Here is a 24,117-nt window from a genome sequence, read left to right as displayed (position 1 = left end):
TCATCGACCAGCGGGGAACGAGCCCCTATATCCTCTGGATGGACCCGCAGAGCGCACTCGACGCCATAGCTGAAATTGTCCGCGCCATTCCGCGCTCAGGCCTGCTCGTCGGCACGATCGCTGCCCTTCTGATCGGCTGGGTTGGCGCGATCATGCTGCGCAACCGGATAGCTGGCGGCCGCATCGTGCGAACGGTGAGCACGCTCGCGCTGGTTGGGATCCTGCTGACGGTCTTCCTGCAACTCGCACGGTTCGATCCGAGGCTTGATGCAGTCACCGAGATTGGCCTTCCCGAGCAGAAAATCCTGGGCGAAGAGACGCTTATCCCGCTGGCGGCCGACGGCCATTACTGGCTCGTTGCCGAGGTCAATGGCGTGCCGACACGATTCCTGGTCGATACGGGGGCAACGCTGACCGCTTTTTCTGCGGACTCGGCCCGCGCCGCCGGTCTCAAGCCACGGACTGGCGGCCTCCCGGTCGTCCTGGGAACCGCTAACGGGACTGTCACTGCAGAACTCACCACTGTCACCAGGCTCACCTTCGGAAATATCGAGGCCGAGGGTCTCGACGCAGTGATCGCGCCAAACCTCGGTCGAACCAATGTGCTGGGAATGAATTTTCTCTCCCGGCTCGAGGGCTGGCGGGTGGAGAATGGCGACCTGATTCTCGATCCGTGAATCCCGCGAATCCGCTCCGCGTTTGACCGGAGCGGCTAAGCCGCTAATGCCACATCACGATGGCAAGCCACTCTCCGCGCCCATCCCCGCCGCCACTGGCCGAATTGCTTTCGCAGCGGCCGGTCTCGCTGTTCCTCGATTTCGACGGGACACTGGTCGGCATTGCCCCGCGCCCCGGCGACATCCACGTGCCGAACGATCTCTCGGATCGGCTCCATGATCTACAGAGCAGGCTCGGCGGAAGGCTGGCGCTGGTCAGCGGGCGTGCGCTCGACGACCTTGAAAGCCATCTGGGCTCGGTATCAATCGCGCGGGCGGGATCGCATGGCGCCTCCCGGTTCAATGCCGATGGATCCCGGCTGGGTGAGGCGCCCAAGGGCCTGCCGCAAACCGCCATCGACGAACTGAGCAGCTATGCCGAGGTCAACGGCCTGTTCTACGAAGCGAAGAGCCACGGCGGTGCTCTGCACTTTCGCGGACAACCGGAGAAGGCTTCGGCGGCCCTTGAATTTGCACATGATGTGGCCGCGCGCTTCGCGCTAGACGTCACCACGGGCAAGGCCGTTGCCGAGCTCGTTCGCCCCGGCGCGAACAAGGGTGCGGCGCTTGAAGCGTTCATGGCCATCGATCCCTTCCTCGGCAGCATGCCGGTGTTCGTCGGAGACGACGTGACGGACGAACACGGGATGGCTGCTGCAAGCGAATTCTCGGGATTCGGTATTGCGGTAGGGGAAAGGGCGAGCGAGGCTGCACGCTATCATTTGGAAGACGTCGACGCGGTGCACAGCTGGCTGGATCTATGAACGAACCCAATCTCGAACTCTCCCCCATCGGCAATTGCCAGGTCAGCGCCTTGGTGGATCGGGACGGCGGGTTCGTCTGGGGTTGCATTCCGAGAGTCGACGGAGACCCGGTTTTCTGCTCGCTCCTTAACGGCGAAAAGCGCGATGAGGGGGTCTGGCGGTTCGAGCTCGAGGGTCAGGTTTCCGCGAGCCAGCACTATGTGCGGAACACGCCGATCCTTGTCACCCGGCTCGAAGCGGGGGACGGAAGTGCGCTGGAAATCCACGATTTTGCGCCTCGTTTCGAAAGCTCGGGTCGGATGTACCGCCCGGTTGCCTATATCCGCATCATCCGCCCCATTTCGGGTGCGCCCCGGCTGCGCGTGCGGCTGGCACCCATGCACGAATATGGCAAAGCGCTGGCTGGCACGACCAATGGGACCAACCACATCCGCTACCTCGTCGGTGAGCAGGCGCTACGCCTCTCTACCGATGCGCCGGTCGGCTATATCCTCGAGGGCCGCAGCTATAGAGTAGAAAGCGACCAGCATTTCTTCCTTGGGCCCGACGAGCCATTCGTCGGCAACATCCGCAGCGAATTGCGGCGGATGGAAGCCAATACGAGGAAGTACTGGAAGCACTGGGTGCGTGGCCTCCACATCCCGCTAGAATGGCAGGAAGAGGTGATCCGCGCGGCCATTGCGCTGAAGCTGTGCCAACACGAAGAGACCGGCGCGATCGTCGCGGCGCTGACCACATCCATTCCGGAGGCGCCCGGCAGCCAGCGCAACTGGGACTATCGCTACTGCTGGATCCGCGACAGTTATTACACCGTGCAGGCGCTCAATCGCCTGGGCGCACTCGATGTGCTGGAAAAATACCTCGCCTACCTGCGCAACATCATCGACCAGGCCGGCGGAGGGCAGATCCAGCCGCTTTACTCGGTAATGGGGGATGCCGAATTGCACGAGAGTGAGGCGGAGCATCTGGCCGGTTATCGCGGCAACGGCCCTGTCCGGATCGGCAATGCTGCGTACAAGCAGGTGCAATATGACTGTTACGGACAGATCGTGATGCCGACAGCGCAGGCGTTCTTCGACACCCGCCTGCTCCGCATGGCAGACGGGAGGGATTTCGCTCATCTGGAAGAGGTCGGAGAGGCAGCCTGGGCCAAGCATGACAAACCCGACGCAGGCCTGTGGGAGTTCCGCACGCGGCAGGAGGTCCACACCTACTCCGCTGTCATGTGCTGGGCGGCCTGCGACAGGCTTTCCAATGTCGCTGCCCGTCTCGGCAAGGCGGATCGCGTCACCTTCTGGAAAGACCGGGCCGAGGCAATTCGGGCCAAGATCGAGGCCGAGGCTTGGAGCGAGGAGGGCCAGCATTATGGCGCCAGCTTCGAAAGCGACTATCTTGACGCCAGCCTGCTCCAGATGGTCGAACTACGGTATCTGAAGCCCGACGATCCGCGGTTCCTCAAGACATTCGCCGCGGTGGAACGCGACCTCAGGCGCGGCGACCACATGTTGCGCTACGCTGCCGAGGACGATTTCGGCGCGCCCGAGACCGCGTTCAACGTGTGTACCTTCTGGCTGATCGAGGCGCTTCACCTGACCGGGCGCAGCGAGGAGGCGAGGGAGCTGTTCTGCTCGATGCTGAGCCACAGGACCCGCTCGGGAATGCTCAGCGAGGACCTCGATTACGAAACAGGCGAACTTTGGGGGAACTTCCCCCAGACCTACTCGCTGGTAGGTATTATCAATAGCGCAGGTCATCTTTCGAAAAGCTGGAGCGAGGTGCGGTGAGCGCCGACGCCCGCCTAGTCGTGATCTCGAACCGCGTTGCGGTGCCCAAGGCGCGCGGCGCGGCAGGCGCACAGGGAGGCCTGGCCGGCGCGCTGCATTCTGCCCTCAAGTCTCGCAAAGGTTTGTGGTTCGGCTGGTCCGGCGAGGAAAGCGAGACAGGGCGGACCGGAAACATCGCAACTCAAACGAGTGATGGCGTGACCACTGCGACCATCGATCTCTCGCAGCGGGACGTCGAGGAATACTACAACGGATACGCCAATTCGACGCTCTGGCCGCTGTTCCACTACCGCCTCGACCTTGCGAAATACGAACGCGAGACGGGCAAGGGCTATGAGCGCGTCAACGAACGCTTTGCAGAGCTGGTCGCTCCGCTAATCGAGCCCGATGATGTCGTCTGGGTGCATGATTACCACCTGATCCCGCTCGGCGAACGGCTTCGGGCACGGGGCTTCGGGAACCGGATCGGCTTCTTCCTCCATATCCCTTGGCCCGCCACCCGCCTCTTCGTTTCGCTCCCCTATCACGAGCGCCTCGTGCGCACGATGCTGCACTATGACGTGGTCGGCTTCCAGACGGAGGAGTGGCTCGAGAGCTTCCTCCATTATTGCCGGACTGAGCTAGGGGCCGAGGTGAATGACGAGACCGGGGCCGTCACGTTGGATGGTCACACAACGATCGCCCGTGCTTATCCGATCGGTATCGATTGGGATCACTTCAGCGCGCTCGGGGATACCAAGGACGCCTGGAAGGCCGAACAGCGCCTTGCAAATTCTACTCGCGATCGCACCGCAATGATCGGCGTTGACAGGCTGGACTATTCCAAGGGCTTGCCCGAACGCCTCGATGGCATTTCACGCTTTTTCGACAAGCATCCCGAGCGGGTCCGCGATCTTGTGTTCGTACAGATTGCACCTCCCAGCCGTGAAGACGTGGATAGCTACCAGGCGATCCGCGCCACGCTCGAACAGAAGGCTGGCCAGATCAACGGCGCGCGCAGCGAGGTTGATCTCGTGCCGGTGCGCTACGTCAATCGCGGCTATAGCCATGCCGAGCTGTACGGCTTCTTCCGCGCTTCGAAGATCGGTCTCGTCACGCCCCTGCGCGATGGAATGAACTTGGTGGCCAAGGAATATATCGCGGCGCAGGATCCAGAGGATCCGGGGGTTTTGATCCTGTCGCGCTTCGCGGGGGCTGCCGACCAGATGAAGGACGCCCTGCTGGTCAATCCGCACAGCCCGGACGATCTGTCGCACGCCATCCGCACGGCGCTCGACATGCCGCTGGAAGAACGCAAGGCGCGCTACGACAAGCTGATCGCGACCGTCCGCGACGATAATGTGCAGGATTGGACCGCGAGGATTCTCAGCGATCTCGACAATGCACCGGGTAGATAATCAGTAGACTGCGCGCTTTTTCGGCGCGTCACGCCAACGCCCCGTTGCCTGTTCCAGATGCTCCATGAGGCTGAGATGGCGAGGTCGCTCGGCCCGCGGCGCTAGAACCTCTTCGACCTGCCGCAGCAGCACTTCGGACCGGAACGGTTTTCGCAGGTAAGCCTGCGCCCCGTTGTGGAAGGCAGCGTTCTCGTCGTCCACTCCACTGATCCCGGTGAACATGATGACCGGGAGGTCATAGGTTTCGGCAGAGCTCCGGAGTGAACGCAGGACCTGCGCCCCGGTAAGGCCCGGCATGTCCTGGTCGAGCAGGAGCACATCCGGTCGCCGCCAGCGCAGCAGATCGAGCGCCTTCTCCCCGTCGCAAACCCATCCACAAGCATGTCCTGCGTCCATCAGGATTTCGCTTGCCATCTGGGCTACGATTTCATCGTCGTCGACGATCAGGATATGCGGCATGGGTTCGGCTCCGTTCTGCGTCCCGCGGACGCCAATTGGGATAGCCGGCACTGTTAGAAAACGCGGTTCCCCGCGCAATAAGGGCTATCACCTAGCGGGCGCGAGTGCCACGCTGCGGGCCATGATTCGTGACCCATTTCTCGAGACCGAAGGCATCCACAATTTCCGCGACTACGGCGGTTGGGCGACGCAGGGCGGCGCGCGGGTGGCGACTGGCTTGCTCTGGCGTTCGGGACAGCACGTCGGAGCGAGCGACGCCGATCTGGCATCGGTGCATGCGCTCGATATCCGAACCGTGATCGACTTGCGGGGTCTGTCGGAGCGCGAGCGCAACCCCTGCAAGCGACCGGACGGCTTTGGGGGCGAAGTCTTCTTCTACGAAGGCGAAACGACCTCGAGCCCGCCGCACATGGATGTCGATCCCGAGACCACCACCGAGGATTTCGCCCGGCAACGCATGCTCGCAGTCTATTCGCGCATGCCGCGCAATCCCGCGATGATCACGATGTTCTCGCGCTTTTTCAAGCTTTTGGCCGAGCGTGAAGGGGCGAGCCTCGTCCATTGCTTCGCCGGGAAGGATCGCACTGGTGTTGCGGCGATGCTGCTGCTTCATGTGCTCGGCGTGGCGCGAAGCGACCAGATGGCCGAATTCCTGAGAACGAATGATGCCCCGACGCTAGAGGTGCTTGCGGCGCAATCGGTGCCGGGTATCGAGGAACGTCTCGGACGCAAGCTCGACCAGGGCGCGGTCATGGCGCTGCTGGGTGTGCGCGAAGAGTATCTCGAGACCTTCTGGCGCGAGGTCGAGGACGACCACGGTTCGCTCGACAACTTCATCGGGACCGCCTTAGGTGTGGACGACCTGTTGAAGGACCGCCTTCGCGCGCGGTTCGTGACGTGACTCTGGCAGGGGCAATCCCCATATAGCCTCATCATTCCTCGTCAGACCCTCCAAGAGACACGACCCATGGCTACCCATCGCACCAAGATGCTTATCATCGGCTCCGGCCCCGCTGGCTATTCCGCCGCAATCTACGCCGCGCGCGCGATGATGGAGCCGATCGTCGTGCAGGGGCTCCAGCCGGGCGGCCAGCTGACCATCACCACCGATGTCGAGAACTATCCCGGCTTTGCCGACGTGATCCAGGGTCCCTGGCTGATGGAGCAGATGCAGAAGCAGGCCGAGCATGTCGGCACACGGATGATGTGGGACACGATCGTCGATGTCGATGTCTCCAAGGGTTCGCCCTTTACCGCCAAGGGCGACAGCGGCGACGAATACGTGGCCGATGTGCTTGTCATTGCCACCGGCGCGCAGGCCAAGTGGCTGGGCGTGCCGGGCGAGCAGGAATTGGGCGGCAAGGGCGTGTCGGCCTGTGCGACCTGCGATGGCTTCTTCTACCGCGGCAAGAAAGTCGCCGTGATCGGTGGCGGCAACACCGCTGTGGAGGAAGCGCTCTACCTCACCAATCACTCGGACGACGTCACACTGATCCATCGGCGTGACGAGCTGCGCGCCGAGAAGATCTTGCAGGAACGCTTGCTCAACCATCCCAAGATCTCGGTCATCTGGAACAAGACCGTCGAGAGCTTCGAAGCCGGACCCAATGGCGCGCTGCATCATCTGAACCTGCGCGACACCGTGACAGGCGAGGACAGCACGCTCGAGGCGGACGGTGCCTTCGTCGCCATCGGCCACGCCCCTGCAACAGAGCTGTTCAAGGGCAAGCTGCCGATGGATGACGGCGGGTACCTTCTGACCGAACCGGGCTCGCCCAAGACCGAAATCCCGGGCGTGTTTGCTGCCGGCGACGTGACCGACCACACCTATCGCCAGGCGGTCACCGCGGCAGGCATGGGCTGCATGGCCGCGCTCGATGCCGAGCGCTTCCTCGCCACGCTGGAAGTGGCGGAGCGCGAAGCGGCGGAGTAATCCGCAGACCCTAATCTATACGGCGATAATCCCACCATTTGCGGGGCTTGTTCGGGTCGCGCGGGCCGATAACCCAGCGACCCATAACGTAGGATGCAAGGCCAAGTCCCGCCAGCCAGAGGAAATTGGGATCGGCCATTATTCCTCATCCCTTCGGTAGAATGGGATCCAGCCATCGTGGTCGATCCAGCTCTTGTTCTTGCGCGTCAGGAATACGAAAGCTGCGAGGCCCCAGAACACGAAGGAACCCGGCTCCCCGGAGACGAGGAACTCAAGAAACTTCCACCAACCGCGATCGTCTTCCTGCATCGATCAGCCCCAGCATTCGGTAGAATGCGCTCTTCGAAGAGTGCTGAACCTAGCGGGAGGGTCTTAAGGAAGAGTGAGGCCGACCGGGAGATGCCCGACCGGCCGAATTCGGATCAAAAGTGAATATCGAACGCCCAGATCGCGGCGTGGAAGATCAGTGCCATCAGCACGAGGCTGGATAGCGAGAACAGAACGAAGCGGACCATGACGCGGTTGGCGGTAGCCTGGACCAGCGAGTGAATGATCCTGAGTCCGACGTATATCCACGCCAGCAGCGCATTCATCCCGTCGCCCCATCCAACCATGGCGAGGACCAGGCAGACCGCATAAAATACGGTCGGTTGCTCGTGTAAATGATTGTAATTATGAGCCTTCCACTGGACTTCGGGAGGAAGCGTTTCGTCCAGGCCCTTTGTCTTTCGAGCATCGTCGGGCTTGATTCCCGCCTTGCTCATCGCCGGAATGCGGGTCGCGTACATCCACACCCACATGACCATTGTCCAGGCCAGCAGGACCACCACCGGCCGCAGGATTTCAGCATCGATCATCGGTCAATCTCCGGGTCAGGCGGGCGCAAGGCTCGGATCGTGGAACAGCGTCACGGCGACCGCGCGATAGGCGAGGTAGAGCATGGCGAAATTCGACAGGAGGAACAGGCTGAACCGGACGGCAACCACATTCACCGTCGCCTGCCAGATCGAGTGGATAATGCGCAGCACCACATAGGCCCACGCCACCAGCGGATCGAGCGCGCTGGCGCCCATGATCGCGATGATGACGCTGGCAGCATAAAAGATAGTCGGCTGCTCCATCAGGTGGTTGTAGTTGTGGGCTTTCCACTGGACCTTGTCGGGCAGGACGCCATCGAGATCCTGTCCGCGTCCACCTGGCTTGGCATCCTTGAGACTGCTGCCGCTGGCCTTGATTGCGGGGAACCGCGTCCCTGCCATCCAGAACAGCATCACCATCGACCACGCGACGAGCACCGCTGCGGGTGCGAGCATTTGAGCCTGCATTATTTCCTCCCTTTCGACCCTGATTACCCGAACTTGCGTGCGGGGCAATAGATTGTCAAATGCAACCTAGTTTCCGAACAGCGTTTCGGCGAAACTGGCTGCATCGGTGTTCCCCCCGGTGAGCATGATCACCGTATGCTCGTCCAGCGGCACCTTACCCGCCAGCGCTGCGGCGAGCGCTGCCGCACCTCCAGGTTCGGCGACGAGATTGAGCGCGGAGAAGGCAAAGCGCTGTGCGGCGCGCACCTCTTCATCGGTCACGGTCACACCGGGCTCTGCACGCCCTTGCAGCACGGCAAGGTTGATCGGCTTGGTCGCATCGGGCTGGAGCGCGTCGCAAATCGTGGAGGGAGGGTTCTGGCTCACGCGAACGATCGCGCCTGCCGCAATTGCCTGCCCGACCATGTCCCAACAATGCGGCTCCACCACGTGGATATCGCTTTCGGGGCAGGCGAGGGCGAGGCCCGCCGCAAGGCCCCCGCCACCGCAGCATACAAGTATACGCGAGGGCGCGTGGCCGAGCTGCGCCTCGATCTCGACGCCGGCGCTGCCCTGTCCCTCGATCACCCAGGGATCACCGAAGGCATGGACCAGCGTCCCGCCGCGTTCCTCAATAAGCCTTGCGGCTACCTCGTCGCGGTCCTCGCCCGGTCGCTCGTAGAGCACGATCTCTGCGCCCAGTGCGCGCGTAGCCTCCAGCTTTACCTTCGGAGCGTTGCGCGGCATGACGATGGTTGCCGCGATACCGAGTTTGCGCGCCGCCCACGCGACCCCCTGAGCGTGATTTCCCGAGGATACGGCGACCACGCCGCGCGCCTTCTCTTCCTCGCTCAGGTTCGACAGGCGCCACCAGCCGCCGCGGATCTTGAAGGCACCGACCGGCTGCAGGCTTTCGGCCTTCACATGGCATCGAGCGCCGTTGATCTCGACCGGCAGCAAGGGCGTCGGCGGGAGGATTGCCGCAATCGATTTTGCCGCCTCCTGCACGCCGCCCCGCGTCGGCATGCGCTGTTGGACTGGATTAGGATTGCTCACGGAACACTCCGTCAGGATGGAACAGATGGAACACGGTCCTGGCGAAGAAACCGCCGAGCGCGTTCTGCCTCGCGATCGGCGCTTTATGGCAGGTCTGGGCTACTCTCTCCATGGCCGCGCTTATGTCGCAGCGCCGGGAAATAGGAAACGGGTTTTCCGGATCGATTGGCGGCGCGCGTGCATTCGGTTAGAGGGCGCGCAAGAATCGAATTCACGAAGAGGTTTCACACATGTCGACAGTCCTGGTCATCGGCGCGGGCGGCGTCAGCAGCGTTTGCGTGCACAAGATGGCGATGAACAAGGATATCTTCACCGATATCCATCTCGCCAGCCGCACCAAGTCCAAATGCGATGCCATCGCCGAAAGCGTGAAGACGCGCACCGGCGTGGACATCTCGACCTACGAGATCGATGCCGAGGAAGTCCCGGCCATGGTCAATCTCATCAAGAAAACTCAGCCGAGCCTCGTCGTGAACCTCGCTCTGCCGTATCAGGACCTGCCGATCATGGACGCCTGCCTCGAGGCGGGCGTGAGCTATCTCGACACGGCGAACTACGAGCCCAAGGACGAGGCCAAGTTCGAGTATCATTGGCAGTGGGCCTATCACGACCGCTTCAGGGACGCGGGCCTGATGGCGCTGCTCGGTTCGGGCTTCGATCCGGGCGTGACCAGCGTTTTCACCATGTGGCTGAAGAAGCACAAGCTGAAGACCATCCGCCAGCTCGATATCCTCGATTGCAATGGCGGCGACCATGGTCAGGCCTTTGCCACCAACTTCAATCCGGAAATCAACATCCGCGAAGTGACCGCGCCTGCGCGTCACTGGGAGAACGGCGAGTTCGTCGAGACCCCGGCGATGGCGAAGAAAGTCGAATTCGACTTCGAGGGCGTTGGCCCGAAGAACATGTACATGATGTATCACGAGGAGCTGGAAAGCCTCGCCAAGTTCAACCCGGAACTGGAACGCGCGCGTTTCTGGATGACCTTCGGTGACGAATACATCAAGCACCTTACCGTGCTGCAGAATGTCGGCATGACGCGGATCGACCCGATCAAGTACAAGGGCAAGGAAATCATTCCGCTGCAATTCCTAGCCGCCGTGCTGCCCAAGCCCGAAACGCTGGGCGAAACGACTAAGGGCAACACCAATATCGGCGTTATCGCGACCGGCGAAGCGCTCGATGGGTCGGGCGAAAAGACCTTCTACATCAACAACATCTGCAGCCACGAGGCGGCTTACGAGGAAACCGGCAACCAGGCCGTGTCCTACACCACAGGCGTGCCCGCGATGATCGGCTCGGCCATGATGGTCACCGGCGAGTGGTCGGGCGACGGCGTGTTCAACATGGAACAGATGGACCCCGTTCCCTTCATGGAGATGCTCAACGAGCACGGCCTGCCCTGGCAGGTGAAGGAAATGGACGGACCGGTCGACTTCTGATGAGGGTTGGGGGGACGCTCGCCGCGCTGGCTCTTGGTCTTGGCGGGCTGAGCGTCCAGCCCGTACTCGCACAGGACAGGGCCAAGGAAAGTACTGAGGCCGAATTCGATGCCGAGGCGGGCTGGAGCGAATTTGAGCAGCTCCTGCGCGGCAAATACGCCTATATCGACCGCGAAGATATGGATGTGGATGCGCAGCTTGCGCGTACTCGGGCAGTGGCCCTCGAGGCGAAGGACAGGTCGGAACTGCGGCGCATCCTCCATCAGACTGCGCTCACATTTTCCGATCCGCACCTGATTGTCGGCCCATTCGACGACGATGACTACAATATCGTCATGACCTCCTCCGATCTCGCCATGCGGGTGGCGGATGGTCGGGCCGTGGTCGCCGATGTACGGCGCGATTCCGCCGCTTTCGAGGCAGGGTTGCGGCCCGGCGACGAGGTGATCGCGGTCGATGGGGTACAGGCTCTGGACGCTGCATTGTTGCCCTATGGCCCGGTCATTGGCGAACCGACACCGCTCCAACTCGACTACGGGCTGACACTGGCAGTGAACGGCAAACGAGCGGGCGAAAGGTCGCTCGTTGTACGCCGCGTCGCGTCGGGCGAAGTGGTGACCGTCAGTCTGGCCAACGCCCGCGTATTCGCTCGAGCGGTAAACGAGCGTGATCCGGTGAGCTTCTCATTTGTTGGAGTCGATGGGACTGTGGCGGTGCTCCGCCCGAACAACTCGCTCGGCAATAACGACACCATTCTCGCTTTCGACGCAGCGTTGGAACAGGCCATTGCTGCCGGAGCAACTGCCGTGATCCTCGACATGCGCGAAACCCCCAGCGGCGGCAACACCGAGGTTGCGCGCTCGATCATCGGTCACTTCACGGATGAAACGACGCCTTACCAGATGCACCGGATTCCCGCGTTCGAGCGCGAATTCACCGTGCCGCGCCAGTTCGTGGAATATGTCATGCCGAGGCAGCCGCAGTTCACCGGGCCGGTTGTCGTACTGCACGGGAAATGGACCGGCAGCATGGGCGAGGGCATCGTGATCGGGATGGATGCCGCGACCGGGGCGGTGTCGGTCGGTTCGGACATGGGCGACCTGCTGGGCGGATTGTGGAACTACGATCTTGAGGCAAGCGGTGCACGTGTCGATCTGGGTGGAGAGGCTCTGTTCCATGTCGACGGCACCCCGCGCGAGGATTTCGTGGCAGACTACCCGCTCTCCGCCGCAAGTACGGCCCCGGACGGCAGCGATCCTGCTGTCCGCCGTGCACTGGAAATACTGGCAGGAGAGGGGGAATGATGATTGGCCATTCGGTTCGCGGCCTTGCGGTTTCGGCAATTGCGCTGGCGCTGATCGGTTGTGGCGCACCCGCGCCTCGTGAAGCACCTCCAAAGGCGCAGATCGACGAGAACTGGCCCACCATCCCCGCCGACGCTATTTTCGGGCAGGTCAGCGCGGTCGAGGTCGACAGCCATGGCCACATCTTCGTGCTTCATCGCGCAGGCAGGGAGTGGGAAGAGCCGTTCACGACTGAACCGATCGCCGAACCGACCGTCTTCATGTTCGACACGGATGGCGAACTGCTTGCGCAATGGGGGGCGGGCACATTCGTGATGCCGCATGGCCTCTCGGTGGATGCCGATGACGCCGTGTGGATCACCGATGTCGCGCGAGAGCAGGTGTTCCGCTTCAGCCACGATGGCGAAGAGCAACTCGTTATCGGCGAGCGCGGGGTCGGCGCCCAGGACGAGAGGCATTTCGGACGGCCCGCAGACGTCGCCTTCCTCGGTGATCGCGTGCTGGTTGCCGATGGCTATGTGAACACCCGCGTCGCCGAGTTCGACCGCAGTGGCGCGTTTCTGCGGGAATGGGGCGATTTCAGTATCGCGCATGGCATCGCGGTGGACGAAGAGCGTATCTACGTCGCCGACCGTGAGAATGCGCGGATACAGGTCTTCGCGCACGACGGAACACTGCTGGAGAGCCGCGCTTCGAAGACCGGCAATCACACCTACGGGCTGGCGGCCCTCGGCGGGGGACGGCTCGCCGCTGTCGAGGGACGCGATGGAGAGGACCGGACGGGCACAATCATTCGCGTCTACGCGGCCGACGGAACGGTCGAACGTTCGCTCGACATCGGCCTAGGGGGAGAGGGTGCGAGCCTTGGCCATGACATCGCCGTCGATCGCGAGGGCAATGCCTATGTGACCGACGTCTACGGCAACCGCGTTGTGCGGTTCGCCTTAGAGAATGAAGGCAGGTAAGGGGACCTAGCGGCGGTAGATTCATGCCGAGTGGCTAAATGGCCGTTACTTCGGTATCCCACCCTTCCGGGACTGCCAGACCGGAGGAAATATGACACGTTCGCACGCTTCGATCGCCTACTTGGTGTTTCTGGCCCTCTTTGCCGCCTTCAAATACTTCTCCGCTGCACCGGCGGCGTTTAGCGCAGGCTATCTCGTCTCGGTGATCGTGCTGGTCCTGCTGACCGGTGTAATCCCCTACTTCCTTGCCCGCTTCGCCGCCGGGCGGGCAGGCGGAACGGCTGGTCGGTGGGTAGCGGCGCTGGCAGTTGCTCTATTGGCCTGCTGCGCGGGCTATGCGGGTTACTTCAAGCTCTTCATCGAACCACAGAACCTGGGTGTATCGATGGGCGAAGTCGCGTTGCGCGGAATATACGCGGGAACGATCCAGGGCGTGCTCGCCGCGCTCTACGCCACTGCACGTCGACAATAGCACCAAGCAGCGCGCGAAACGCGCGGGCTCTTCCCGCCGCGCCGCTTTGGCATTAGGGCGCGCGGCATGGAAACCAAAGCCGGCGATCCGGGCGCCTTTGCCCAATTCGATCTCAATCGTGTCGACAGCCCCGCCTTCGTCGTGGATGCGGCCAAGCTGCGGGCCAATTGCCAGGTGCTCGCCGAGATCCGCGACGAGGCGGAGATTAAGGTGCTGTCCGCGCTCAAGGCCTTCTCCATGTGGAGCGCAGCGCCGATCATCGGGGAGTATCTCGACGGAGTGTGCACCTCGGGCCTGTGGGAAGCGCGGCTGGCGAGCGAATTCTACGACGGCGAGATCAGCACTTATTGCGCGGCCTACAAGCCCGACGAACTGGACGAGGTCTGCCGCCTTTCGGACCACGTCATCTTCAATTCGCCCGGCCAGATGGAACGCGCGGCGCTCATTCTCGACAATGCGCGCGCCTCGGGACAGGATTTCGAAGTCGGCCTGAGGATCAACCCGCAGGTTCCGACCGGCGAAGTGCCGCGTTACGATCCCTCCAGTCCCGGCAGCCGCCTCGGATTCCCGCTCGACCAGCTGACGCCCGAGATGATGGAAGGGGTGGAAGGCATCCACTTCCACAACCTCTGCGAACAGGATCTCGAGCCGCTGATCCGGACTTGGGACCGCGTGTTCGACGCCATTGAACCGTGGTTCGGCCAGCTCAAATGGATCAACATGGGCGGCGGCCACCACATCACCCGCGCCGATTACCAGCGCGAGGAGTTGGTCGAGTTCCTGAAGGATGCGAAGGACGACACCGGCGCGGAAATCTATCTCGAACCGGGCGAAGCGGTCGCGCTCGATGCGGGCATCCTCGTCGGCACGATCCTCGACACCGGCTTCAACGGCGTTCCTGTCGCCATCGCGGACGTATCGGCCACCTGCCACATGCCCGACGTGATCGAAGCACCCTATCGTCCTGCCATGCTCGGCGAAGCCACGGACGCCGAGACGCCCGAGGTCCGCATCGGCGGCCCCTCCTGTCTTGCAGGCGACGTGATCGGCGACTACCGCATCCCCGGCGGTGCGGAAGTGGGCAAGCGCTTCGCTTTCCTCGACCAGGCGCATTACTCGATGGTCAAGACCAACACCTTCAACGGTGTCCAGTTACCGTCCATCTACATGTGGGATAGCGAATCCGACCAGCTCGAGCTGGTCAAGGAATTCGGCTATTCCACCTTCCGCGACCGGTTGAGCTGAACCACGTCCCATCGCAGCTGAGGCCCGATGCGCCTGACTTGAGGGTTGCGAATTTTCGCTTCATATTCACTTGCGTTTCATGATCGACGAGATATATGCGCCGCTCCCGCTGCCCCAAGGGGACTTCCTAACCGCAAGGCAGCTTGTCGTTTCATGGTCCGGATGGACCGTTTAGGGGGTCCCTTGAGTTGCAGCATTTTCCTGATGCCAAGGCTGTAGTCCGCGCTCTTTCGCCGGACGAACCTGTAATCCTCAATCGCCCGCACGCCGCTGCGCGCGCTGCCCGCTTCTTTGTCGAGAAGTTTCCGGGCAAGTCGCTCTATGCGGTGAAGGCGAACCCGTCGCCCGACCTGTTCCAGATCCTGTGGGATAACGGCATCACGCATTACGATGTCGCATCGATCGCCGAAGTGCGCTCGGTGCGCGCGACGCTGCCCGATGCGACGCTGTGCTTCATGCATCCGGTGAAGTCGCCCGGCGCGATCCGCGAGGCCTATTTCAAGCACGGCGTGAAGACCTTCAGCCTCGATTCCAGCGAGGAGCTGGCAAAGATCGTCGAGGCGACGCGGGACGAGAATGGCGAAAACGCAACCGACCTGCGCCTGTGCGTACGTCTTCGCGTCTCGTCCGAGCACGCTGCGCTGAGCCTTGCCGCCAAGTTCGGCTGCGACCTCACCGAAGCGCCCGCACTGCTGCAGGAAACCCGCCAGTATGCCGACTGGCTGGGCGTGTGCTTCCACGTCGGCAGCCAGGCGATGAGCCCGTTCGCTTACGTGCAGGCATTGGACCGCACTCGTGCCGCGATTGCCGAAGCTTCGGTGGTCATCGACATGATCGACGTGGGCGGGGGCTTCCCCTCCGTTTACCCGGGCATGGAACCGCCGCCGCTCGAGGATTATTTCAAGATCATCCACCAGCACTTCTACGCGCTGCCGATCGCCTACAACGCCGAGCTGTGGTGCGAACCTGGCCGTGCGCTGTGCGCGGAATACAGCAGCCTCGTGGTGAAGGTGGAAAAGCGCCGCGGCGAGGAACTCTACATTAATGACGGCGCGTACGGCGCGCTGTTCGATGCCGCGCATGTGGACTGGAAATTCCCCGTCCGCGCGCTCGAAGACGACCTCATCAAGCCGGAGATGGATTTCGCCTTCTACGGCCCGACCTGCGACGATGCCGACTACATGCCTGGTCCCTTCGCCCTGCCGGAAGATATCCAGGCGGGCGATTACATCGAGATCGGCATGCTCGGCGCATACGGCGCGGCGATGAAGACCGATTTCAACGGTTTCGGCGCTGCAGAACGCATCATCGTGACCGACGAGCCGATGGCTAGCCTCTACGACGGCAGCCGCCAGCGGCCTGTCGCGGACAATGTGGTGAGCTTGCGCTAGGACTTGCAACGCGCCTCCTTTGTGTATTAATGCAGCAATACACGAAGGAGGTTCTCCCATGAACTTGAAGCGACTTATCGCCGCAGTAGCCTCGCTACTTGCCGTGCCTGCCACCGCTCAGGCCGATGAAGCCACTCAGCCCGATACCGAGGTCATGGTCCTCGGGGTCTATCACTTCGCCAATCCTGGGCTCGACGCAGTCAATATCGAAGTCGGTGACGTGCTTGCTGTGAAGCGCCAGCGGGAAATCCGAAATCTCGTCGATGTTCTTGCCGAATGGGGCCCCACGCGTATCGCCGTGGAAGCTCAGGCGAAGGCACCAGAGCTTACCTTACCAGACTATGCGCGTACGGAGGAGTTGCTCGGTACGCGTCGCAACGAAAGCGTCCAGATCGGATTCCGTCTCGCCCGTCAGCTGGGGCATGACGAGGTTTTTGGCTACGATGAACAGCCGGGGGAGGGTGAGCCGGACTACTTCCCGATGGGTAAGGTTCAGTCCTTCGCTGCCGAAAATGGTGGGATGGAGCTTCTTCAGTCTCTTTTCGACGAATTGCAAGTGATGGCAGCGGAAGAGCAAGCAGCCCTGCCGACGCAATCGATCGCGGAATCACTTCTTCAACACAACGATCCCGATCGTGTCGGCGCCATGCACGACAAGCTTTATTATTCGCTGCTGTCGATCGGAAATGGCGATGCGCAGCCCGGTGCGGAACTGAACGCCTACTGGTACATGCGCAACGCGAAGATGTTCTCCAAGATCGACATGTTCGCAGAGCCGGGAGACCGCATCCTGGTGATCGCAGGTAGCGGCCATGCCACCTGGTTGCGGCATTTCGTAAGGCGTATGCCTGGTTACAAGCTGGTGGAGCCCATGCCTTATCTCGTCGCTGCAGCTGCCTTGGACGGGGCTACGGACTAGCGAGAACCTCGCTATGCGAGCTCATTCCGTTTCGCCGTCAGCCACCTGATCTCGGCATCCGATTCCTGCAGGGTGATTGCAGCATCATAGGCTGCCCGTGCCGCTGCGAGTTTGCCGCGGCTAGCGAGTAGGTCGGCTTTGACTGCGTGATAGGCAGGGACATTCTCGAGTTGTCCGGCGGGCAGGGTTTCGAATTCCGCCCATGCGCTGGCAGCGCCTTCGACTCTCTCCAGCGCGACGATGCGATTGAGCCGGGCGAAGGCGTTGTCATCCAGTTCCAGCAGGCGATCATAGAGCTGGAGGATGCGCGGCCAGGGTGGCGCATCCTCGGCGGTTTTGCGGGCGCACCATGCGTGTTGCAGCTCAAGCTGGATGAGCCTCGGTGTAAGTTCGTTGTCGAGGCCGATCCGGCTACGGCAATGCCTGGCAGCATTCAGTAGTTCGCCGTCCCACAGTCCCGGGTCTTGCTCTGCCAGGGGGATCATCGCCCCATCTGCGTCGGTGCGCGCGCCGCGCCGGGCTTCGGAGAAGTGAAGCGTGGCAGCCAGTGCCAGCACCTCGGCTTCGTCCGGAAGGAGTTCGATGAGCAATCGTGCAAATTCGAGCACCTGCCTCGCGAGCAAGGGGTCGCTTCCTTCGGTCGCGCTCGAGGAGTGGGGTCTGGAGTAGGCTATCTCGAGGGTGGTCAGGACTGCTTCGAGACGCTCACCGTAGAAACGCGGATCGGGAATCTCGAACACGATACCGCCACCAGCCAGTTTGCGCTTGGCCCGTACGAGCCGCTGCGAGACGGCGGCAGGGCTGAGGAGCGATGCACGGGCGACCTGCTCGGCGGTGAAGCCGCAGATCGTCGACAAGGCCAGCGTCACCCGCGAAACGATGTCGATTGCCGGGTGGCAGCAGGCGAAGATCAGCGCGAGCCTGCGGTCGGGAATCAGCTCGGTCTCGCCCATCTCTCCTTCCTCCGTTTCCGCAGCGCCAAGCCTGTGTTCGCGGACGACCTTTGTGTGACGAAGTTCGTCCAGGGCGATCCTTGACGCGGCCGTATAGAGCCATGCCGCCCAGTCGCGCGGTGCTTCGGTTAGCGCGGCGCCGCGTGCGCAGGCTTCGGAAAAGGCATCTTCCGCGAGATCCAGATTGCCGAACCGGGCGGAAAGCGCCGCGACAATGCGCAGTCGCTTTCCGCCGACGATCGCGGCCAGATCGACCGGTCCGGCCAAGCCGTCTCAGTCCTCGCCGATGCAGGGGCGGATCTCGATCGAGCCTTCGCCTGCGAGCGGGATATCCTTGGCGATGCTCATCGCTTCGTCGAGCGAAGGGACATCGACGAGGTAGAAGCCGCCGAGCTGCTCGCGCGCCTCGGCAAAGGGCCCATCATGGACCATGGTCTCCGCACCATTGCGGCGCAGGGTCGTGGCAGTTTCGGGCCCGTTCAAGCCTTCGCCGCCGACGATCGCAGAGCCATGTTTCTGGCCGAATTCATTGTGCCGGCGGATAATATCCTGCCAGCTCTCCTCGTCCTGGTAGTGCGAATGGTCTTCGTGGATCAGCAGAGCATATTTCATCGCAAGTCTCCTTCGGAAACGAAACCATTGGCGGTCTCATCCCCTAGACGTGCGCGAGCCTAGCATTTCGACACGAGTGACGAAAATTTATCCGTCACCTCGAAAAATTCTTACCGACCGAGGCGGACCAGTACCTGCACTCCGCCGCCGATATCGGGGCTTCCATCGGCAAGGCCTGTGTAGGCATAGCCCTGCAGCCGCAGCCCATCGCTGAGCTTGTGCGTGGCCGAGCCGGTCACTTCGCTGCGGTTTGGCGCAGTAGGCAGCGAGCCGTCTCGCCAGTCGTAATCGAGGCCCCAGGTTGTATCTCCGGACACCAGGAACAGGCTTGCGCCCCCGAGCCAAACGTCGTCGAGCGCGAAATCATCGCTCTCACCATTGAATCGTCGACCGGCTCGCACGGCCGCGCTGACATCGCCGAAGACCTGCATGAGTTCGCCTTGCAGAGTGAAGTCGGTTGTTCCCGTGCCGAGAGACTTCTCGACCGAGGCGGTCGGCAGCTTCACCTTGCCGGTGACGTCGAAATAGGTCGCATCGGAGAGGCCGAAGGAATAGGTCGCCGCCGCGACAATGTCCCCGAGGCCGGAGCGCGAGGCGGTTTCGACCGGATCGGTTCCTCCCCCGCCATTGCCGCGACCCGGACCACGCACGCCGCCGTCACCCGGGATGACCCCCGTCGGACCGTCGACACTGACCCAGGGTACTGACACGCGCACAGCCAAATCGCCTGTCTTCAGCTTGGCGGAGACCGGCACGGCCAGCATGGTCGTGTCGGCATCCTCCCCATAGTCGCCGCTGGAGTAGTCGGCCCCGACGCCGAACTGGACAAAGTCTTGGGCCAGAGCGGCCTGGGGCAGAGCGAAGGCACACAGCGCGGCTGTGGCGGCAAGCATACGGGTCATCGTCTTCATTCCTGAACATGAAGGCGCGCCGCCCGGGTGGCTCTGAACGAGACCGCCGGACGACGCGCAAAATGTGGGCCTGATCAGCCGCCGCGGCCGGGACGTTCCGGCTTCTCGGGCTTCTCGGGCTTTTCCGGTTTCTCGGGCTTCTCCGGCTTTTCGGGACGCTCCGCACGAGCCAAACGCTCGGCTCGTTCGTGCGTCACGACAGCGCGTTCGCCTTCGACCTTGGTGATCGTGTGACGATTGCCCGAGGGCGTTTCCACCGTCTGGACCCAGCCGCCGGTTTCCACGGTCTCGAAAGTCGGATTGCCGTCGGCGTCGAGCACGGGTTCACCATTCTCGTCGACGATCGCGACTTCCTCGGTGATGGCTTCGCGCGTGACGATCGCACCATTGCTTTCCATCACTTCAGGATCGGTCCCATCGGTCTCGGGTGTTTCGGTGTCAGGCGTTGCAGGCGGGGTACCGCCATCTTCCTGAGCAAACGCACCCGTTGCGAGCGCGGTCAAACCGAGTGCGGCCGGCAATGCGGCCAAGGCAATTTTCTTCATTGTGCTAACCCTCCATCGAGCCTTGGGGCGACAAACGCCGCCCTTGAGACTGCCTCGCGCATTGCTCTTAATTTTGACCAAAGGGGCAAGGTAAGTGCGACGAGGTGAAAAGAGTGCAGGGTGAGGCGATGAGGCGGTGCGCCACTCGCTTGCGAAAGTTAACGCAAGCAATTGGCCTCTCAGTCAAATCCCACGAAACGCGCCGCCTCGCTGACTTCGCGCCTGGTGATCTTCACCGGGTTGGCGGGGAAGTCCGGATCGGGCCAGCCCATGGCGACTGCTTTCATGATGACCTGATCATCGGGAATGCTGGCGTGTTCGCGCACGACGGGTGACTGCATGATGCCTTGCGAGTTGATTACGCAGCCGAGACCGCGGCTCCAAGCGGCATTGACGAGGGCAGTAGTGACGGCCCCGCAGTCGAAGGGCGTGTCGTCGCTGCCCGAGAGTTCCTTGTCGTAGGTGATGATGACGCAGACGGGCGCGTCGAACTGGCGGAAGCCGCGCAGCACCCAGTCCTGGCGCTTCTCCTTGTCGTCGCGCTCGATCCCCATGGCCTCAAACAGCTGGACCGCGCAGCCGATCTGCCGCTCGCGGTGGACGCCAGCGAAGGGTTCGCCCCGACGAAATTCGCGGCTGTCGGGTACGCCTGCGAGGATGTTTTCGGTATTGCCCTTGCGGATACGGTCGAGCGGTTCGCCGGTAATCACGTGGAAGTGATAGGGCTGGGTATTCATCGAGGAGGGCGAGCGCATGGCAAGCGCCAGGATTTCCTCGATCAGGTCGCGCGGCACCGGCTTGTCGAGATAGCCGCGGATCGAACGGCGGCCCATCACGACCTCTTCGAATGTCTGTTCGCGATTGCCGGCCATGATTACTCCGCTGCTCAATTCGTCATCCTGCTAGCGCAGCTTTCGAACATCGCCAAAGACGCTAGGGAACGGCGGTTCAGGCGGGCTCGTAAGCGCCCGCCAGATAGGCATCGCGCAGTTCGAATTTCTGCACTTTTCCCGAACCGGTCATGGGGTAATCACGCACCTGCACCCAGACCACCGGCGTTTTCTGCGCAGCAAGGTGTTCGCGGCAATGCGCCTTGAGTGCTTGCTGGTCGAAGGGGGCGTTGTCCGGGGTACGGATGAATGCGGCGACGATTTCGCCCCATTTCTCGTCCGGGAGCCCCACCACTGCGACCTGCGCGACCTCGGCATGTTCGAGCAGGATATTCTCGATCTCGACCGGGAAGAGGTTTTCGCCGCCGCGAATAATCATCTCCTTCACCCGGCCAGTGATCGTGATGAACCCTTGCGCATCCATCCGGCCGAGGTCGCCCGTGTGCATCCAGCCATCCTCGTCGATGGCCTGCGCTGTGGCATCGGGATTGTCGTTGTAACCGGTCATCACGCTATAGCCGCGCGCGCATATCTCGCCCACGGTGCCGATCGGTACGACTGCGTTGGTCTGCGGGTCGCGGATCGACATGTCAAGTTGGGCGAAGGGCTGGCCGATGGTCTCCGATTGCTTTTCCATCGGGTCCGTATCGCGCGTACCGGTGAGCAGTGGTGAGGTCTCGGTCATGCCATAGCCATTGGTGAACTTGCAGCCGAAGCGCTCCTTGATGCGGCGGATCAGTTCGGGCGAAACCATCGAGCCGCCGGCACCGATCACCTCTACCGATGTGAGGTCGCGTGGATTGGCATCGTCTGCCTCCAGCATCATCATGAACATCGTGGGCACGCCATTGATGAAATTGATCTTCTCGCGCTCGACGAGGATATTGCAGACATTCGGGTCGAACAGTGGCGGCAGGTAGGCGTGGATGCCCGCCTGGCACGATCCCAGGACCGACACGGCACAGCCCGTGGTATGGAACAGCGGAGCGACGATCAGTCCCTTGCCGTTTGGCTCAATCCCGATGCGTTCGAAGGCATGGCGTGAGTTGTTGGTCAGGCCATGGTGATGCAGCAGAACGCCTTTCGGGAAACCGGTGCTGCCCGACGTATACTGGATCTGCGCGATATCGTCGCCCGACACATCGGTGCGTGGATTGTTCATCGCGCCCTTGGCAAAGAGCGAGGCTTCGTCCTGCATATCGACGACTTCGCGAATGGCCGAATTCTCCTCGGCCAGCGAACGTGCGATGTCGCCCATTGGATTGCCGCGAAAGCTCTCGACGATGAAGAGACCTGCGGCCGAGGACTGGTCGATCACATAGGCGAGTTCGCGCTGCTGGTAGCCGGGGTTGGCAGTGACAAGCACAAGGCCCGCAATGCCGAACGCATATTCGCACAGTATCCACTCGGCGATATTGGGTGCCCAGACGACGATACGTTCGCCCGGCTGGTAACGCGTCAGCAGCGCATCGGCGAGCCGCTCACTATCTGCGAGCAGTTCGGTATAGGTCCAGCACCGCTTGAGATTGCCCGCCTCGTCCGTTTCCTGCAGCGCTACCCGGTCTGGCCATTTGGCCGCCGCTTCGCGCAGGACCGAGGGCACGGTCGTGTCGCGAAGTTCCAGATCGGTCTGCTTCGGGAAGAAGCTTTCTGTGAGGCTCACATCGTACATCGGCTTTCTCTCCACAAGCGCGCTGCAAGGGAGGAGATAAGCGGATTGCGGCGGTTATGCCAAGCTCCGGTTGGCCAAGCGCTTCAGGCGTCGACCAGGGATTTGGGCTCTGCCAGCAAAACGTGAGCAGACATTCACACCAGCGGTTCAGGCGGCCTCGCGCAATTCCAGGTCCATCCGGTCCCAGATTTCCACCAGCGCATCGACCAGCATGTCCATCATCGCTTCGGTATGCGCGGGGCCCGGCGTGAAGCGCAGGCGCTCGGTGCCGCGGGGAACGGTGGGGAAGTTGATCGGCTGGACGTAGACGCCGTATTCGGCGAGCAGAATGTCGCTGATCTTCTTGGCGCGGACCGGGTCGCCCACCATCAACGGGACGATATGCGTGGTCGACGGCATGACCGGAAGACCGGCAGAGCGCATCTTGTCCTTCAGCAGTGCAGCGGCAGCTTGCTGCGCATCGCGCTCCTCGCTGCTTTCCTTGAGATGCTTCACTGCGGCGAGGACGCCGGCGACCAGCACCGGGCTGAGCGAGGTGGTGAAGATAAAGCCCGGTGCGTAGCTGCGGATGCAGTCGATCACGCGCTTGTCGGCCGCGATATAGCCGCCCATCACGCCGAATGCCTTGCCCAGCGTACCCTCAATGATGTCGATGCGGTGTGCGGCCTCGTCACGCTCCGAAATGCCGCCGCCATGTTCGCCGTACATGCCGACTGCGTGGACTTCGTCGATATAGGTGAGGGCGTTGTACTTCTCGGCGAGGTCGCAGATCGCGTGGATCGGGGCGACGTCGCCATCCATCGAATAGACGCTTTCGAAGGCGATGACCTTGGGCGTTTCGGCATCTTCGGCAGCCAGCAGCTGCTCGAGATGCTCGAGGTCGTTGTGGCGGAAGACGCGCTTCTCGCAGCCCGAATTGCGGATGCCGGCAATCATGCTGGCGTGATTCAGCTCGTCGGAGAAAATCACGCAGCCGGGAAGCAGTTTTGCGAGCGTCGAAAGCGTGGCATCGTTCGAGACATAGCCGCTGGTGAACAGCAATGCGCCGTCCTTGCCGTGAAGCTCGGCCAGTTCGTGTTCCAGCTCGACATGGAGGTGGGTGTTGCCGCCGATATTCCGCGTGCCGCCCGAACCCGCGCCGACGTCGTGCAGCGCGTTTTCCATTGCCTCGATCACCTTGGGGTGCTGGCCCATGGCGAGGTAATCGTTCGAGCACCAGACGGTGATCGGCTTGGGGCCGTTATGGCCGTGGAAGCAGCGCGCGTTGGGGAAGGCACCCTTGTTGCGCATGATGTCGATGAACACGCGGTAGCGGCCTTCCGTATGGAGGCGGCCGATCGCTTCGTCGAAAATCTGGTCGTAATTCACCCGGGATCACCCGTT

The 24,117-nt window shown here is 62.2% G+C and carries 26 protein-coding genes; 13 read left to right on the top strand and 13 right to left on the bottom strand.

Annotation, left to right across the window (positions count from 1 at the left end):
- Positions 1-38 precede the first annotated feature (38 nt).
- Genes K3146_RS06300 through K3146_RS06285 form a run of 4 tightly spaced genes read left to right on the top strand, consistent with a single transcriptional unit; the run spans position 39 to position 4,661 of the window.
- Positions 39-677: a retropepsin-like aspartic protease family protein gene (locus tag K3146_RS06300; RefSeq protein ID WP_221545435.1), complete on the top strand. Its 639-nt coding sequence runs from the start codon at positions 39-41 to the stop codon at positions 675-677.
- Between the two features lie 59 nt (positions 678-736).
- The gene (otsB, locus tag K3146_RS06295; RefSeq protein ID WP_221545434.1) at positions 737-1,480 is read left to right on the top strand and encodes a trehalose-phosphatase; all 744 of its coding nucleotides are present in this window, start codon (positions 737-739) and stop codon (positions 1,478-1,480) included.
- Positions 1,477-3,264: a glycoside hydrolase family 15 protein gene (locus K3146_RS06290; RefSeq protein WP_247711102.1), complete on the top strand. Its 1,788-nt coding sequence runs from the start codon at positions 1,477-1,479 to the stop codon at positions 3,262-3,264. Before otsB ends, K3146_RS06290 begins: the two co-directional genes overlap by 4 nt.
- Entirely contained in the window at positions 3,261-4,661 is a 1,401-nt protein-coding gene (locus tag K3146_RS06285) for an alpha,alpha-trehalose-phosphate synthase (UDP-forming) (protein WP_221545433.1), read from the top strand. Before K3146_RS06290 ends, K3146_RS06285 begins: the two co-directional genes overlap by 4 nt.
- On the opposite strand, the gene K3146_RS06280 is transcribed toward K3146_RS06285, so the two are convergent.
- Positions 4,662-5,120 carry a response regulator gene (locus tag K3146_RS06280; protein WP_221545432.1) on the bottom strand — a complete coding sequence of 153 codons (459 nt, stop codon included), beginning with the start codon at positions 5,118-5,120 and terminating at the stop codon, positions 4,662-4,664.
- Between the two features lie 121 nt (positions 5,121-5,241).
- Between K3146_RS06280 and K3146_RS06275 the strand changes: the two genes are divergently transcribed.
- Both K3146_RS06275 and trxB read left to right on the top strand, forming a co-directional pair.
- On the top strand, positions 5,242-6,021 hold the full coding sequence (locus tag K3146_RS06275) for a tyrosine-protein phosphatase (RefSeq protein WP_221545431.1): 780 nt from the start codon (positions 5,242-5,244) through the stop codon (positions 6,019-6,021).
- A 66-nt stretch (positions 6,022-6,087) separates the two neighbouring features.
- Positions 6,088-7,053, top strand: coding sequence for a thioredoxin-disulfide reductase (trxB, locus tag K3146_RS06270; protein WP_221545430.1), 966 nt, complete (start codon positions 6,088-6,090; stop codon positions 7,051-7,053).
- Between the two features lie 10 nt (positions 7,054-7,063).
- Here the strand turns inward: trxB and K3146_RS13555 are convergent, their stop codons facing one another.
- The 5 genes from K3146_RS13555 to K3146_RS06250 form a co-directional block, all read right to left on the bottom strand.
- Complete coding sequence (locus K3146_RS13555; protein ID WP_282098472.1) at positions 7,064-7,192, bottom strand: hypothetical protein; 129 nt, start codon at positions 7,190-7,192, stop codon at positions 7,064-7,066.
- Entirely contained in the window at positions 7,192-7,362 is a 171-nt protein-coding gene (locus K3146_RS06265) for a hypothetical protein (protein WP_221545429.1), read from the bottom strand. The genes K3146_RS13555 and K3146_RS06265 overlap by 1 nt, the downstream gene beginning before the upstream one ends.
- A gap of 113 nt (positions 7,363-7,475) precedes the next feature.
- Positions 7,476-7,910 carry an MAPEG family protein gene (locus tag K3146_RS06260; RefSeq protein ID WP_221545428.1) on the bottom strand — a complete coding sequence of 145 codons (435 nt, stop codon included), beginning with the start codon at positions 7,908-7,910 and terminating at the stop codon, positions 7,476-7,478.
- A 15-nt stretch (positions 7,911-7,925) separates the two neighbouring features.
- The gene (locus K3146_RS06255; protein WP_221545427.1) at positions 7,926-8,378 is read right to left on the bottom strand and encodes an MAPEG family protein; all 453 of its coding nucleotides are present in this window, start codon (positions 8,376-8,378) and stop codon (positions 7,926-7,928) included.
- A 66-nt stretch (positions 8,379-8,444) separates the two neighbouring features.
- Positions 8,445-9,383: a threonine ammonia-lyase gene (locus K3146_RS06250; RefSeq protein WP_221545890.1), complete on the bottom strand. Its 939-nt coding sequence runs from the start codon at positions 9,381-9,383 to the stop codon at positions 8,445-8,447.
- 260 nt (positions 9,384-9,643) lie between these two features.
- On the opposite strand from K3146_RS06250, the gene K3146_RS06245 reads away from it, so the two are divergent.
- The 7 genes from K3146_RS06245 to K3146_RS06215 all read left to right on the top strand — a co-directional run bounded on the left by K3146_RS06245 (position 9,644) and on the right by K3146_RS06215 (position 17,151).
- Positions 9,644-10,855, top strand: a complete 1,212-nt coding sequence (locus tag K3146_RS06245) for a saccharopine dehydrogenase family protein (RefSeq protein ID WP_221545426.1) — start codon at positions 9,644-9,646, stop codon at positions 10,853-10,855.
- Complete coding sequence (locus K3146_RS06240; protein ID WP_221545425.1) at positions 10,855-12,159, top strand: S41 family peptidase; 1,305 nt, start codon at positions 10,855-10,857, stop codon at positions 12,157-12,159. The genes K3146_RS06245 and K3146_RS06240 overlap by 1 nt, the downstream gene beginning before the upstream one ends.
- The gene (locus K3146_RS06235; RefSeq protein WP_221545424.1) at positions 12,156-13,124 is read left to right on the top strand and encodes a peptidyl-alpha-hydroxyglycine alpha-amidating lyase family protein; all 969 of its coding nucleotides are present in this window, start codon (positions 12,156-12,158) and stop codon (positions 13,122-13,124) included. Before K3146_RS06240 ends, K3146_RS06235 begins: the two co-directional genes overlap by 4 nt.
- A 91-nt stretch (positions 13,125-13,215) precedes the next feature.
- Positions 13,216-13,596, top strand: coding sequence for a hypothetical protein (locus K3146_RS06230; protein ID WP_221545423.1), 381 nt, complete (start codon positions 13,216-13,218; stop codon positions 13,594-13,596).
- Positions 13,597-13,662: 66 nt separating this feature from the next.
- Positions 13,663-14,841, top strand: coding sequence for a carboxynorspermidine decarboxylase (locus K3146_RS06225; RefSeq protein ID WP_221545422.1), 1,179 nt, complete (start codon positions 13,663-13,665; stop codon positions 14,839-14,841).
- Between the two features lie 188 nt (positions 14,842-15,029).
- Positions 15,030-16,232: a type III PLP-dependent enzyme gene (locus tag K3146_RS06220; RefSeq protein WP_221545421.1), complete on the top strand. Its 1,203-nt coding sequence runs from the start codon at positions 15,030-15,032 to the stop codon at positions 16,230-16,232.
- 58 nt (positions 16,233-16,290) lie between these two features.
- On the top strand, positions 16,291-17,151 hold the full coding sequence (locus K3146_RS06215; RefSeq protein ID WP_221545420.1) for a DUF5694 domain-containing protein: 861 nt from the start codon (positions 16,291-16,293) through the stop codon (positions 17,149-17,151).
- Between the two features lie 11 nt (positions 17,152-17,162).
- Here the strand turns inward: K3146_RS06215 and K3146_RS06210 are convergent, their stop codons facing one another.
- The 7 genes from K3146_RS06210 to hemA all read right to left on the bottom strand — a co-directional run bounded on the left by K3146_RS06210 (position 17,163) and on the right by hemA (position 24,102).
- The gene (locus K3146_RS06210) at positions 17,163-18,371 is read right to left on the bottom strand and encodes an RNA polymerase sigma factor (RefSeq protein ID WP_221545419.1); all 1,209 of its coding nucleotides are present in this window, start codon (positions 18,369-18,371) and stop codon (positions 17,163-17,165) included.
- A 6-nt stretch (positions 18,372-18,377) separates the two neighbouring features.
- Positions 18,378-18,716, bottom strand: coding sequence for a YciI family protein (locus K3146_RS06205; protein WP_221545418.1), 339 nt, complete (start codon positions 18,714-18,716; stop codon positions 18,378-18,380).
- Positions 18,717-18,826: 110 nt separating this feature from the next.
- Entirely contained in the window at positions 18,827-19,618 is a 792-nt protein-coding gene (locus tag K3146_RS06200) for a hypothetical protein (protein ID WP_221545417.1), read from the bottom strand.
- 83 nt (positions 19,619-19,701) lie between these two features.
- Entirely contained in the window at positions 19,702-20,172 is a 471-nt protein-coding gene (locus tag K3146_RS06195) for a hypothetical protein (protein WP_221545416.1), read from the bottom strand.
- Positions 20,173-20,351: 179 nt separating this feature from the next.
- Positions 20,352-21,044 carry a nitroreductase gene (locus K3146_RS06190; protein ID WP_221545889.1) on the bottom strand — a complete coding sequence of 231 codons (693 nt, stop codon included), beginning with the start codon at positions 21,042-21,044 and terminating at the stop codon, positions 20,352-20,354.
- Between the two features lie 76 nt (positions 21,045-21,120).
- Positions 21,121-22,734, bottom strand: coding sequence for a class I adenylate-forming enzyme family protein (locus K3146_RS06185; protein WP_221545415.1), 1,614 nt, complete (start codon positions 22,732-22,734; stop codon positions 21,121-21,123).
- Between the two features lie 147 nt (positions 22,735-22,881).
- Positions 22,882-24,102, bottom strand: a complete 1,221-nt coding sequence (gene hemA / locus K3146_RS06180; protein WP_221545414.1) for a 5-aminolevulinate synthase — start codon at positions 24,100-24,102, stop codon at positions 22,882-22,884.
- Positions 24,103-24,117 lie beyond the last annotated feature (15 nt).

The organism is Qipengyuania vesicularis (assembly GCF_019711415.1).
Lineage (GTDB): Bacteria > Pseudomonadota > Alphaproteobacteria > Sphingomonadales > Sphingomonadaceae > Qipengyuania > Qipengyuania vesicularis.
This window is presented reverse-complemented; position numbering and strand designations above follow the sequence as displayed.